Genomic DNA, 12,539 nt, shown 5'->3' on the forward strand with positions numbered 1-12,539 from the left:
AGGATCCCCGGCCGTTCGTATGGCACAAGACGGCCGAGGAGATCCTCGAATCCCTCGCAGCGTACTGCCGACGAATTAACGACTCAGGACACTAGCGGTGGACCGATGGTTGTCGAGGTCACTTCCCGTAGTGGTACCTACAGGCGGCGATGAGGATCTCGTCTTCGACCAGCTTGTACACGAACCGGTGCTCATCGGTGATGCGGCGCGACCAGTAGCCCTGGAAACCGTGTCGCAGCGGCTCCGGTTTTCCGATGCCCTCGTTGCCGTTACGGGCGATGTCCTGGATCAGTGCGTTGATGCGCTTGAGGATCTTCCGGTCCTGGCTCTGCCACCAGACGTAGTCCTCCCAGGCACTCTCCGCCCAGATGAGCCTCATTCGCTCAACTCGCGCTCGATGCCCCGGCCCGACTCCAGCTCCTCGATCGCGGTCACCAGGCGACGGGCGTTCTCCGGGCTGCGCAGGAGATAGGCCGTCTCTCTGAGGGTCTCGTATTCCGACAGCGCCATCATCACCACGGGTTCCCGTCCCGCTCTGGTGATGACGACCTCCTCCCGGTCGTCGATCACGGAGTCGAGTGTGGCGGCGTAGTTGGCACGGGACTCGGAGTAGGTCATGGTCTTCATGTCTCAGCCCTTCGTCGCACGTGAACTCGGCTCGATTGTACAAGAAGTTGTACGTATCATGCGGGGTCGGTGCTTCGTCGGTAAGTGAATCGCTACAAGTACGTTGGCCGCGTGTTCGTCCACTTCAAGCACTGACCCGGGGAGGGCCCCATGGGTGAGAGGCAGGAACGCCTGCCCGGTGGCCGCCTCGTTCTGGAACCCCTCGTGGAGCGGCACGCCGACGCCGTGGTGGACCTGTTCTCCGATCCGGTGATGAGCGCCCTGCTGGGGGCCGACCTCTCCGACCCGGCCCTGGCCCGCCGGATGGTCGACAACCGGCTCGCCTCGCCTATGACGGGCCGGCCGAACTCGGCCACTGGGCGGTCCTCCTCGACGGGAGCCTCGTCGGCCTGGCCCACCTGCGGCCCTCGGCCGAGCTGCCGGGCGGGCTTCCCGAGATCGGCTGGTACCTGGCCGCCGCCCACGGCGGGCGGGGTCTGGCCACCGAGGCGGCCCGCGTCCTGCTCCGCCACGGCCTGGAAGACCTGGGTCTGCACTCGGTCTGGGCACTGGTCCACGTCGACAACACGCCCAGCCTCCGCCTCGCCGCCCGCCTGGGGTTCCTGCCCGTGGGGGAGGGGCACCACTACGGCGGTCCGCACCGGGTCCACGTCGCCCTGCCCGGGACCGCCTGACGCGGCCAGGCTCCTGACGTCGACGTCGGAAAACCGCCGAAACCGGCCCCGCAGGAACTGGTGGACTGTTCCGCGTGAACACCCGAGAAACCCCACACACCAGCGCCACCGTGCCGAACGCCCAGCCCGCTGACCCGGCACTGGGCGGCAGTGCGCGCACCGGGGGATGGCCCGCCACACTCTCGGTGACGGCGGGAATCCTCCTCATCGTCACCACCGAGATCCTGCCGATCGGCCTGCTGACCTCGATCGGGTCGGCGTTCCTGGTCACCGACGGGACGGCGGGCCTGATGATGGCCATGCCGGGGTTCGTGGCGGCGGTGGCTGCCCCCACCGTGACCGCGGCGACCGCACGGTTCGACCGGCGGCTGATGTTGTGCGCGCTGCTGCTGCTCCTGGCCCTCGCGAACCTCCTGGCGGCGGTGGCCACGGTCTACTGGGTCCTGCTGGCCTCCCGGGTGATGGTGGGGATCACCATCGGCGGGTTCTGGTCGATCGGCGTCGGGATCACCGACCGGCTGGTTCCCGCAGAGGCCGTGGCGAGGGCGAACGCGGTGGTCTTCTCCGCTGTTCCGCTGGGGTCGGTTCTCGGTGTGCCCGCGGGCCTCCTCCTGGGGCAGACGGCCGGGTGGCGTGCGGCCTTCGCCGTGATGGGGGTCCTGGCGTTGGGTGTGTGCGTCGCGCTGGCCGTGTTCCTGCCACGCCTTCCCCCGCTCGTTCCCACCCGGCTGGGCACGCTGGCCGCGCTGCTGCGGCGGACCGACACCAGGGTGGGCCTGCTTTTGACGTTCCTCCTCGTGCTCGCCCACTTCGGGACCTACACCTACGTGACCCCCTTCCTGGAGGAGGTGCCACGGGTGGGTGCGGACACGGTCACCGTCTTCCTCCTGGTCTACGGAGTCGCCGGACTCGTCGGCAACCACGTCGGGGGAGCGCTGGTCGCGGCGCGGCCGAGGGCCGCGTTCGCCGGTGCCGCAGCGCTGGTCGCGGCGGCGACCCTGCTCCTCCCGGTCCTGGGCGGAGGGGCGGCCGGAGCCCTCGCGCTTCTGGTCGTCTGGGGGTTCGCCTACGGCGCGGTGCCGATCTGCTCGCGGGCGTGGTTCGCGGTGTCGGCGCCGCGCTCTCCGGAGGGCGCGGCGGTGCTCTTCACCGCGTCGTTCCAGGCGACGATCTCCGCGGGTGCGCTCGTCGGCGGCCTCGTCCTGGACCGGACCTCTCCCTCCGCCGTCATGGCGCTGGGCGGAGCGACCGCGCTCCTCGTGGTGGCCGTCGTCTGGATCCACCGGGCGGCGCGTCCCGGGTGGGGCGCGGGGGGCTGAGCGCGGTGGCCGTCCGCGCGGCCCCCCGCCCGTATGCCTTCGGGCTCCGACCGCCTTCGCGGCCCGTCCGCGTGGGCGGGGTCCGGGCCGCCACCCGGTCGCGGAGTCAGGCTCCGGCAACCGGCCGGACCGGTGGCGCTCAGCCCGCGCAGGAGCTCCTGCGAGCGCGACCCAGGTTCCGCCGTGCAGGTCAGCAGCACCTGGTCGGGGTCGGACGGCAGCGGCATCTTCTCGAAGTACATGGTCAGCTCTCCCGCCGAGGGGTGTCGGGCGCCTTCCGACCAAGGTGAGTTGTCGGAGACTTTGCCGCCCCGATCCCCGGGGGGCCCGCCATCAGGGTCACACTCGGAAGTGGTGTGCGTACAAGGGAGAAGGGATTTCCGATGATCACCACCGACTTCCTGCCCGGTTCGCCCTGCTGGATCGAGCTGTCGTCGCCCGACGTCGCCGCCTCGGCCGCGTTCTACCGGGAGCTGTTCGGATGGGAGGACGTCTCGCCCGGCCCCGAGAGCGCCGGGTACCGGTTGCTGGTTCTGGACGACACCGTCGTGGCCGGGCTCGGTCCGGTGGTGGGCGAGAGCGAGCGGCCGGCGTGGGCGATCTTCTTCTCCGACCCCGACGTCGACGACACGGTCCTCGCGGTGGAACGCCTGGGCGGAACCGTCGTGGTGGAACCGTTCGACGTCCTCGACTACGGCCGCTCCGCACAGTTTTTCGACCCCCAGGGCGGATTCCTCGGGGGCTGGCAGGGCGCCAGGTTCCAGGGCTTCGAGGCCGCCGACCGGCCGGGGACGCTGTGCTGGGTCGAGTTGTGGACCCCCGACGCCGACGGGGCGCGGGAGTTCTACGGCGAACTCTTCAAGTGGGGCTTCACCGACTTCCCCCTGCCGGGCAACGCCGGGACGTACACGATCCTCACCCCCGCGGGGCAGGGGCAGGAGCGTTCGCACGGCGGGATCATGCCGGTCGACCCCGCCCGGCTCACCGCCACCCGCGGGGCCGCGGACTGGCACCCGGTGTTCGCGGTCGAGAACTGCGACGCGGCCGTGGAGAGGGTTCGGTCGGCCGGCGGGCAGGTGTACATGGGGCCGGAGAGCACGCCCGGGGTGGGGCGGATCGCCCTGTGCGCCGACGTGTTCGGCTCCGGATTCGTCCTGCTCACCCCCTCGCCGATGTGAACCCGCACCGATCGCAGACCGGCCCGTACGGGCCCCGCACGGCCGTGGCGCGGGGCCGGGACCAGGGGAGGACCGCGGCAGGGAAGGACCACGGAGGGGGCTGCCATGATCACCAGCGACTTCACACCGGGTGCGCCCTGCTGGGTGGAGCTGGCCACACCGGACGTCGGTGCCGCTGCCGAGTTCTACCGGGGGATGTTCGGGTGGACCGACACCTCGGCGGGGCCGAACACGGGCGGTTACCGCTTCGCGAGGCTTGACGGCGACAACGTCGGCGGGCTCGGCCCGCTCATGGAGGAGGGCGAGCAGCCCGCGTGGACCGTCTACTTCGCCGCCCCGGACGCGGGGGCCGCCGCGGACGCCGTACGCGGGCTCGGCGGCACCGTGCTCGTCGAGCCCCTGGACGTCATGGGCCTCGGGTGGATGGCCCACTTCCTGGACCCGCAGGGAGGGCACTTCGCGGTCTGGCGGGAGGGGGCCTTCACCGGGTTCGACGTCGTCGACCGCCCGGGCTCCCTGTGCTGGCTCGACCTGTGGACACCCGACGGAGCAGGGGCGCGCTCCTTCTACGGCGGGCTCTTCGGATGGGCCTTCCGCCCGTTCGCCCTGGACGGGGCGGACAAGTACACGCTGGTCGGTCCGGAGGGCACAGGAAAGGAGGGCGCCCACGGCGGGATCATGCCGGTCGATCCGGCCCGGCTGTCCGACGCGGAGGGCACCGCGCTCTGGATCCCGGTGTTCCGGGTGGACGACTGCGACGCCGCCGCGGACCGGGCCAGGAGAGCGGGCGGGCAGGTGTACACGGAGCCGGAGGACACGCCGGGGGTGGGGAGGACCGCGAACTGCGCCGATCCCTTCGGCGCCGGGTTCATGCTCCTCGGCCCGCCGAGGTGACGCCTGGGGTACTGGGGCGCGGCCTGCGGACGCCGGGCGAGTCGGGCGGGCCGGTGGTCGCCCGGCGAGGGCTCCGGCCCGCCCGCCGACTACTGCCGTGACACGGCGGAGGCGCCGTCACGCAGGACGAACTTCTGGATCTTGCCGGTGGCGGTCTTCGGGAGCCGTTCCAGGAACTCCACCAGTGTGGGCGCCTTGAAGTGCGCCAGGTTGTCGCGGGCGAAGGCGATCAGCTCCTCCTCCGTGGCCGTCGCCCCCTCGCGCAGCACCACGGACGCCCTCGGCGTCTCGCCCCAGCGCTCGTGAGGGACCCCGACGATCGCGACCTCCAGTACCGCCGGATGCCGCAACAGGACCCCCTCCACCTCGACGGACGAGATGTTCTCGCCCCCGGAGATGATGACGTCCTTGATTCGGTCCTGGATCTCCACGTACCCGTCCGGGTGGGTGACCGCGGCGTCCCCGGTGTGGAACCAGCCGTCGCCCATCGCCGCCTCGGTGGCCTCGGGGTCGTTGTAGTACCCCTTCATGACCACGTTTCCGCGCACGGTGATCTCCCCGACGGTCGTGCCGTCCCAGGGGACCTCCCGCCCGGCCCCGTCCACCACCCGCAGTTCCCCGGAGGTGATCAGCTCGACCCCCTGGCGGGCCTTGACGGCGGCCCGTGCGCGCACGGACAGTCCGCCGTGCTCGCCGCGGGGCTCGCACACGCTGATGAAGGGCGTGGTCTCCGTCAGCCCGTAGACGTGGGTGACGGTCCAGCCGAGACCGTCCTCCAGGCGTTCGATCGTGTCGGCGGCCGGGGACGCCCCGGCGGTGACCACGTGCACGCCGGAGGGCACCGTGCCGCGTACCTGCTCCGGTGCGTTGGACAGCAGGATGAGTACGGTGGGCGCGGCGCACAGCCAGGTGACGCCCTCGTCGCGGATCAGGTCGTACACGGTGGCCGGGTCCATCGCGGGCAGGCACACGTGGGTGGCGGCCGCGGCCGTCACCGTCCACGTGTAGGTCCACCCGTTCGCGTGGAACATCGGCAGCGTCCACAGGTAGCGGTCGCCGATGTCCATCCGCAGGTGCAGCAGGGTGCCCACCGAGTTCATGTACGCGTTGCGGTGGGTGATCATCACGCCCTTGGGGCGCGCGGTGGTCCCGCTCGTGTAGTTGACGGTCAGGAGGTCGGTCTCCTCGATCACCGGGCGGTCGAACTCCGGGGAGGCCTCCGCGACCAGGGCCTCGTAGTCCTCCCAGCCGGGCCGTGCCCCCTCCAGGGCGACGAACCTCTCCACGCCCGGCAGCTGGTCGCGGACGCCGTCGACGGCGTCGAGCTGGTCGGCGTGCACGCACAGGACCTTCGCCCCGGAGTGGTTGGCGATGTAGACGAAGTCGTCGGCGGACAGACGGAAGTTCACCGGCACCAGGACCGCTCCGAGCTGCGGCACCGAGTAGAAGGACTCCAGCTGCGCATGGGTGTTGGGGGAGATGTAGGCGACCCGGTCGCCCTTGGCCACCCCCATGCTCTGGAGGACCGACGACCAGCGGTCGCACCGGTCGAAGAACTCCTCGTAGGTCAGCCGGAGGTCCCGGTCGACCACCGCCTCGCGGTCCGGGTGCAGTCTTCGTGTCCGACGGGCGAACTCCAGGGGGGTCAGGGCGAGTTCCATGGTGCCTTCTCTCTGTGTCTGCGGCGGTGCTCCGAGCTCCGGTCTCTCACAGGTCGAACAGCCGGGCCGCGTTGCCGTGGAGGACGGCCCGGAGCCAGTCCGGGCCCAGGCCGAGGTCGGCCAGGGCGTGGAGCTGCTCGGGGTAGTAGTAGGGGATGTTCGGGAAGTCGGTGCCCAGCAGGACTCGGTCGTACAGGTCCACCAGGCGGGGCAGGGCGTCGGCGGGGAACGGCGCGCGGGCCTCGGCGAAGTCGGTGAACACCATCGTGGTGTCGAGGTGGACGCGGTCGTACCGCTCGGCGAGGTCCAGGAACGCTGTGTACTCCGGGGCCCCGGCGTGTGCGATGACGGCGGTCAGCAGGGGGTGCTCGCCCAGGACCTCGGCGAAGGGCTCCGGTCCGGTGAAGCGGCCCGGCTCGGGGCCGGAACCGCAGTGGACCACCACGGGTGTCCCGGTGTCGGCGAGGGTGCCCCAGACGTCGGTGAGCAGGGGGTCGCGCGGGTCGTAGCCGCCGACCTGGAGATGGGCCTTGAACACGCGGGCGCCCGCATCGACGGCGGCGGGCACGTAGTCGCGGGCACCGGGCTCGGGGTAGAAGGTGGCGCTGCGCAGGCAGTCCGGCGTCCGGTCCGCGAAGTCTCCCGCCCAGTCGTTGAGCCACACGGCCATGTCCGGCCGGTGCGGGTACGAGAGCGCCGTGAAGTGCCGGACGCCGAATCCCCGGAGCAGGGCGAGGCATTCGTCCTCGTCCCCCCGGTAGGCGAGGGGCCACAGATCGCCGAGGGCGTCGAAGTGGTTCCGCACCTTGCGCAGCACGTTGGCGGGCATGAAGTGCGTGTGGACGTCGATGAGCCCCGGGAGGCCCAGGCCCTGCCAGATCGCGCGGGCGGCGGCGGACTCGGGTGCGGAGTGAGATGAGACTCGTGTCACACCGGACACGATACGTGGCGGTCCCCCTGCTGTTCGTGCGGGCCCTGGTGGAGAGTCGGGTCGTGGCCGGGGCCGGCGGGCGGGTCAGCGCCGGCGGGCGGGTGCCGTGGTCGGTGCGATGCGGTCGTTGCGCAGGTGCTCGTAGACGATCGACGCGCGCACGTCCGCGACCTCGGGCCGCTCGGTCAGCTTGTCGATGACGAACGCGTACAGGCTGTTGTTGTCCGGCAGCGCGACGTGGACCAGGAAGTCCTCGCTGCCCGAGGTCACGAACACGGAGAGGGTGTCGGGCAGGGCGCGGACCCAGTCCCGGAAGGCCTCGATGTTGTGGCGCGAGGGCTTCACGACGCTCACGGTGATGAGCGCCTGTACCGGTCGGCCGATCCTCTCCAGGTCCACGTCCAGGATTGAGCCGCGAATCACACCCTTTTCCCGCAGCGCGCGGGTCCGATCCAGGGTCGTCGTGGGCGATGCGCCGACCGCGGCGGCCACATCCCGGTTGGTTTTTCGTGCGTCTGACTGGAGTTCGGCCAGAATCGCCGTATCAAGTTCGTCAAGATCAGGCATGCGTGCATTGTAGCCGTATTAAGTACGGAATGTTGTGTATACACCCGGTTTATGATTAACATTTAAGGGAAAAGGTCGTATTTGGCTCGCCGAGGAGGAGATCCCTCCGGAGCAGGCACCGTCGCCCCGCCGTTCGGCCCAGCTCTGGCGCGAAGAAGCGCCACCGCAGAACACAAGGGACGTCCGCACCATGAGACCTTCCTCCGTCGCGACCGCGGCCGACCGACCGTCGGCGCGTCCGCAGACCCGGGGCCGCACCCTGGCCCTCATCGCGATCATCTGCGCGGCACTCAACCTGCGCCTGGTGGTCACCTCGCTGTCCCCCCTGCTGGCCACGGTGGGGGAGGAGTTCGGATTCACCGCCGTCGTTGTCGGTGTCTTCGGCACCCTGCCCCTGATCGCCTTCGCTGTGTTCGGTCTGGTCACGCCCGCGATCATGCGCAAGCTGGGCCCGGAGGCCACCGCCGCGCTGAGCATGCTGCTGACCGGCGCCGGACAGATCGTGCGCGCCTTCGCCCCCGACACCGGAACCCTGCTGGTCCTCACCGGCATCGCCCTGACCGGAGCGGCGCTGGGCAACGTCGTGCTCCCGCCGCTGATCAAGCAGTACTTCCCCGATCGTCTGGCGGCCCTGAGCACGGTCCAGATGGTCGCGATCCACACTGGCGCCCTGTTCCCGCCGCTGGTCGCCGTCCCCCTCGCCCAGGCGGCGGGCTGGCGCTTCGCACTGGGGGCCTGGTCGGTGATCGCCCTGGCCGCCGCCCTGCTGTGGTTGCTCCAGGGGCGGCGCGCGCTCCGGGACTCTCCGGCCACCCCCGCCTCCGTGGTCGGGGCCGCGGCCGGGCCGGCCGCCGTGGCTGTTCGGACCGGCGCCGCGAGCCCGGACGGCGGGGCCGGTGCGGGCCTGGCCCGCCCGATCTGGCGGGTCGGCATGGCCTGGCGGATGGCGCTGCTGTTCGGCATGGTCACCTGGAACGTCTTCACCCTGTTCACCTGGCTGCCCGCGCTGCTCGCCGACTCCGGGCACACCCCGGCCATGGCCGGGACCATGGTGTCCCTCATGGTGGGCTCCAGCCTGCTGTTCGGTCTGGTCGCGCCGACCCTCACCCTGCGCGCCGTGAACACCTTCCCGATCGTGGCCCTCGGCCTCGCCGGGTACGCGGTCGGATACCTGGGGGTCGCCCTGGCGCCTCAGCTGGCACCGCTGTGGGTGGTCTGCCTGGGCCTGGGCACCAGCCTGTTCGTGGTGACCATGACGATGATCAACGCGCGCAGCACCACCGCGCAGGGGTCGGCGGCCCTGTCCGGGTTCGTGCAGGGCGCGGGCAGCGGGATGGCCCTGGGCGGCCCGCTGCTGTTCGGCCTGCTCAGCGAGGTGACCGGTGACTGGACCGCCTCGTACGCGCTGGTCGCCGGGGGATCCCTGGCGGTCGCGGTCGTCGTGGCCTATGTCGAGCGCACGCCGTGGACCATCGAGGCCGCGGCGGCCGGTCGCCGCCCCGGCTGAGGGCCGCCGCGCAACCGGCCTCCCGTGTACGGCCCTCCGCACCGTGGGCTTGGGGAAGAGGACGCTGCACCACCGCGGAGGGCCCGACGAGCCCTGGTCGGAACCAGGCGCGTTCGGGGCAGAAAAAACATCGCTGACAAGGGCGATGGGCGCATAATGACCGCATGGCAATCGCACCCCTCGACAGGCCGCCCCCACCGGCCTGCGAGCGGGGCCGTCGATCGCGATGACCGGGGACCGGGACCGCGCACCCTCGCTCCCCGGCCGGGTCCCTCCGGCGGGCGGCGCGGGCGGACTCCGCCCCCTCATCCGGAACCGCGACTTCCAGACACTCTGGACCAGCCGGTTCTTCGCCGGGCTCGGCAAGGAGAGCGGGGAGATCGCCTACCCGCTCCTCGTCCTCTTCCTCGCGGGCTCGGCCACGCAGGCGGGGGTCATCGGGTCGGCACAGGTCGCCACAGCCATGCTCGCCGCCGTCGCAGGGGGAGCCCTCGCCGACCGGGCCGACCGCAGGGCCGTCCTGTTGGTCTGCGATGTCGGACGCCTGGCTCTGCTCGCGCTGTTCGCGGCCCTGCTGCTCACCGGAAACGTCACGTTCCCCGTCATCGCGGTGGTCGCGGTCGGCTCGTCGGCGATGATGGGCGTCTCGACCCCGGTCGCCATGGCCTGCGTCAAGCAGTTGGTCCCGGCCTCGCAGGTGTCCGACGCCGCCGCCCAGAACCAGATCCGGTTCTCCACCACCACGGCGCTCGGAGCGCCCCTCGCCGGTTCGCTGTTCGGCCTGGGCCGCGCCCTCCCCTTCGTGACGGAGGCCCTCGCCTACCTGGTGTCGGCGGCGCTGGTGCTGTTCATCCGCCGCCCGATGCAGGCCGACCGCCCCCCGGTGCGCGAACGCTGGACCCTGCGCGGCGCGCTGAGCGGGTTCGCCCTGCTGGCCGGGCACCCGGTCCTGCGGCCGATGGTCCTGTGGATCGTCGGGTTCAACCTGGGCTTCACACAGCCGGGGGCGTTCCTCGCGCTCATCGCGACCGCCCAGGAGCGGGGCGCCACCCACGTCCAGATCGGCCTCACGGTCTCCCTGGCCGGGGCCGGAGGGCTGGTCGGAGCACTCGTCGCCGGTACGGTCGTCAAGCGGACGCGGCCGTCCTCGACGTTCCTCGCCGCCGCCTGGTCCGCTCCGCTGTGCGCTCTCGTGCTGGCGGTCGCGCCGAACGTCATGGCGCTCGGGATGGTGCTGGGTCTCGTGTTCGCCATCGTGCCGTGCGTGAACGTCCTGTTCTACGGCTACGTGGTCGCGGCGGTCACCGACGGGTGCCAGGGCCGGGTGCTGGGGGCTGTCATGTTCATGGCGCTGGTCTCCCAGCCGGTGGGCATCCTCGGGATCGGGATGATCTTCGACCTGGCGGGGCCGACCTGGGTGTTCCTGACGATGGCGGGCGTATCGGCGCTCGCGGCCCTGGTCACCCTCTCGCGGGTGATGCGGAACCTGCCCCGCCCCGAGGAGCTGTCCGAGACCTGACCCCGGCGGGCAGGGGCCGTCCGAACACCGGCCCCCCGCCCGTCGTTCCGGCACGGGCCCGGCAGGCCGCTGCCCGGCCTGCCGGTGCGTCCGACGGTCAGCCCTCGAAGGGCATCGCCATCAGCGGGTCGGAGGTGGGCTGCTCGGAGCCGCCCGCCGGCTCGACGGTGACGGCCACGCCGTCGGTCGCCTCGTCCTCCGGGGTCGCCAGCACCGGGAGCACGAACCCGGACTCGTCGACCGACAGGACCCCGGCCGAGGAGACGGTGCCGTCGGGGCGGGTCAGCCAGAGCTGGTAGTCCTCGTCCTCCAACCGTTCCAGGCCGTGCGCGCTGAACACCAGCTGCCCGCTGGACTCCGAGTGGACGACGGTCACGGACACACCCTCCATGGGCTCGGCGGTGGTGTGGTCGGCGCCGGGGTCGGAGAGCACGGCCGCGATCTGCCGCTCGTTCGCACGCAGTTGCTCCACCTCGCGCACCTGGTCCACGGCCACCGCTCCCAGGGCCACCACGAGCACCAGGCACGCGGCCAGCACCAGGCCGGTCCCCCAGCCCCACCGCTTGGGGCGCGGCTCGGGGAGGGGTTTCGGCGGCGGTGCGAGCTGGCGTGTCCTCGCCACCTCCTCCAGCACGAGCCGGCGCAGCTCCGCCGGAGGCGTGAGCGCGGCGGCCGAACCCAGCAGCGCCGTCGTCTCGACGAACCCGCGCACCTCCTGCACGCACGCGTCGCAGTCGGCCAGGTGGTCCTCGAACCGCAGGCTCTCGCTCGGCGACAGCGCCCCCAGGGCGTAGGCGCCCGAGAGCATGTGCTGGTCCTGGCCCAGTCTCCTGCTCACCACTCCACCCCCAGGCAGTCGCGCAGGCGGATCAGCCCGTCGCGCATCCGCGTCTTCACGGTGCCCAACGGCGTGGACAGCAGACGGGCGACCTCACGATAGGTGTACCCGCCGTAGTAGGCCAGGCGCACGGACTGGCTCTGGAGCTCGGTCAGCGTGTCCAGGCAGCGGCGCACACGTTCCCGTTCCAGGCGGGTGGTGGCCTCCTCGGCCACCTCGTCGTAGGGGCGGTGCGTGTCGGCCGCAGCCGCGCGGGCCTCCCTGTCCGTGGCCGCCTGTTCGGACCGCACCCGGTCCACGGCTCTGCGGTGCGCGATCGTCATCACCCACGCGCGCGGGCTGCCCCGCCGCTCGTCGTAGCGGCAGGCGGTGCGCCAGACCTCCACCATGACCTCCTGCGCGACCTCCTCGGACTGGGCCGGGTCCCGCAGAACCCTGCGCACCAGACCGTAGACGGCCGGGCTCACCAGGTCGTACACCTCGCCGAAAGCGCCCTCGTCACCGCGGGCCACATCGCGGAGCAGCCGCGTGAGCCCCTGGTCGGACGGTCCGAAGACCCCCGCCCCCTCCACGCGGCGGGGGCCACGGGGTGCCGTGGCTTCCTCGTTCATCCGCTCCTCGTTCCTGGTCGGTGCGCGGTCGTGCTCCTTCGGCTCCGGTTCCGGAGGCCGTGGGAAGAACGGGCCCCGGGCGGCCCGGCGTCAACGCGCGGGCCGCCCGGGGCGCTGTGGTGGGAGCCGAGGAGGGCCTGAGCACCGTGTCGACGATGTAGAAGGTCGCGTTCGAGGTCTGGGCGTTTCCGCAGACCACGGCGGAGTAGTCGT

At 71.7% G+C, this 12,539-nt stretch carries 12 protein-coding genes and 2 pseudogenes; 6 read left to right on the forward strand and 8 right to left on the reverse strand.

Annotated elements, in window-relative coordinates:
• Positions 1 to 118 precede the first annotated feature (118 nt).
• Both ACFWTE_RS28035 and ACFWTE_RS28040 read right to left on the reverse strand, forming a co-directional pair.
• Positions 119 to 379: a Txe/YoeB family addiction module toxin gene (locus ACFWTE_RS28035; protein WP_378782923.1), complete on the reverse strand. Its 261-nt coding sequence runs from the start codon at positions 377 to 379 to the stop codon at positions 119 to 121.
• Positions 376 to 627, reverse strand: a complete 252-nt coding sequence (locus ACFWTE_RS28040) for a type II toxin-antitoxin system Phd/YefM family antitoxin (RefSeq protein WP_028649230.1) — start codon at positions 625 to 627, stop codon at positions 376 to 378. The genes ACFWTE_RS28035 and ACFWTE_RS28040 overlap by 4 nt, the downstream gene beginning before the upstream one ends.
• A gap of 368 nt (positions 628 to 995) precedes the next feature.
• On the opposite strand from ACFWTE_RS28040, the pseudogene ACFWTE_RS28045 reads away from it, so the two are divergent.
• The 4 genes and pseudogenes from ACFWTE_RS28045 to ACFWTE_RS28060 all read left to right on the forward strand — a co-directional run.
• Positions 996 to 1,301: pseudogene (locus tag ACFWTE_RS28045) on the forward strand (GNAT family N-acetyltransferase); the annotation flags it as partial.
• 74 nt (positions 1,302 to 1,375) lie between these two features.
• Complete coding sequence (locus tag ACFWTE_RS28050) at positions 1,376 to 2,620, forward strand: MFS transporter (protein WP_378782924.1); 1,245 nt, start codon at positions 1,376 to 1,378, stop codon at positions 2,618 to 2,620.
• Between the two features lie 383 nt (positions 2,621 to 3,003).
• Positions 3,004 to 3,798 (forward strand): VOC family protein, encoded by a 795-nt coding sequence (locus ACFWTE_RS28055; protein ID WP_378782925.1) that lies wholly within the window; start codon positions 3,004 to 3,006, stop codon positions 3,796 to 3,798.
• A gap of 105 nt (positions 3,799 to 3,903) precedes the next feature.
• On the forward strand, positions 3,904 to 4,692 hold the full coding sequence (locus ACFWTE_RS28060; RefSeq protein WP_378782926.1) for a VOC family protein: 789 nt from the start codon (positions 3,904 to 3,906) through the stop codon (positions 4,690 to 4,692).
• 89 nt (positions 4,693 to 4,781) lie between these two features.
• On the opposite strand, the gene ACFWTE_RS28065 is transcribed toward ACFWTE_RS28060, so the two are convergent.
• From ACFWTE_RS28065 to ACFWTE_RS28080, 4 genes and pseudogenes are all read right to left on the reverse strand, one after another.
• Positions 4,782 to 6,353 carry a long-chain-fatty-acid--CoA ligase gene (locus tag ACFWTE_RS28065; RefSeq protein WP_378782927.1) on the reverse strand — a complete coding sequence of 524 codons (1,572 nt, stop codon included), beginning with the start codon at positions 6,351 to 6,353 and terminating at the stop codon, positions 4,782 to 4,784.
• A 46-nt stretch (positions 6,354 to 6,399) separates the two neighbouring features.
• Positions 6,400 to 7,284: an amidohydrolase family protein gene (locus tag ACFWTE_RS28070; RefSeq protein ID WP_378782928.1), complete on the reverse strand. Its 885-nt coding sequence runs from the start codon at positions 7,282 to 7,284 to the stop codon at positions 6,400 to 6,402.
• Positions 7,285 to 7,368: 84 nt separating this feature from the next.
• Positions 7,369 to 7,707 carry an Lrp/AsnC family transcriptional regulator gene (locus tag ACFWTE_RS28075; RefSeq protein WP_378782933.1) on the reverse strand — a complete coding sequence of 113 codons (339 nt, stop codon included), beginning with the start codon at positions 7,705 to 7,707 and terminating at the stop codon, positions 7,369 to 7,371.
• Between the two features lie 3 nt (positions 7,708 to 7,710).
• A pseudogene (locus tag ACFWTE_RS28080) lies at positions 7,711 to 7,851 on the reverse strand (Lrp/AsnC family transcriptional regulator); the annotation flags it as partial.
• Positions 7,852 to 8,041: 190 nt separating this feature from the next.
• Between ACFWTE_RS28080 and ACFWTE_RS28085 the strand changes: the two are divergent.
• Together ACFWTE_RS28085 and ACFWTE_RS28090 are read left to right on the forward strand one after the other, a co-directional pair.
• Positions 8,042 to 9,358: a CynX/NimT family MFS transporter gene (locus tag ACFWTE_RS28085; RefSeq protein WP_378782929.1), complete on the forward strand. Its 1,317-nt coding sequence runs from the start codon at positions 8,042 to 8,044 to the stop codon at positions 9,356 to 9,358.
• A 226-nt stretch (positions 9,359 to 9,584) separates the two neighbouring features.
• Positions 9,585 to 10,877: an MFS transporter gene (locus ACFWTE_RS28090; RefSeq protein ID WP_378782930.1), complete on the forward strand. Its 1,293-nt coding sequence runs from the start codon at positions 9,585 to 9,587 to the stop codon at positions 10,875 to 10,877.
• A 97-nt stretch (positions 10,878 to 10,974) separates the two neighbouring features.
• Here ACFWTE_RS28090 and ACFWTE_RS28095 read toward each other — a convergent pair whose 3' ends face one another.
• Entirely contained in the window at positions 10,975 to 11,715 is a 741-nt protein-coding gene (locus ACFWTE_RS28095; protein WP_378782931.1) for an anti-sigma factor domain-containing protein, read from the reverse strand.
• Complete coding sequence (gene sigK, locus ACFWTE_RS28100) at positions 11,712 to 12,326, reverse strand: ECF RNA polymerase sigma factor SigK (RefSeq protein ID WP_378782932.1); 615 nt, start codon at positions 12,324 to 12,326, stop codon at positions 11,712 to 11,714. Before sigK ends, ACFWTE_RS28095 begins: the two co-directional genes overlap by 4 nt.
• Between the last annotated feature and the right edge of the window lie 213 nt (positions 12,327 to 12,539).

This window comes from Nocardiopsis sp. NPDC058631 (assembly GCF_042716955.1).
GTDB lineage: Bacteria > Actinomycetota > Actinomycetes > Streptosporangiales > Streptosporangiaceae > Nocardiopsis.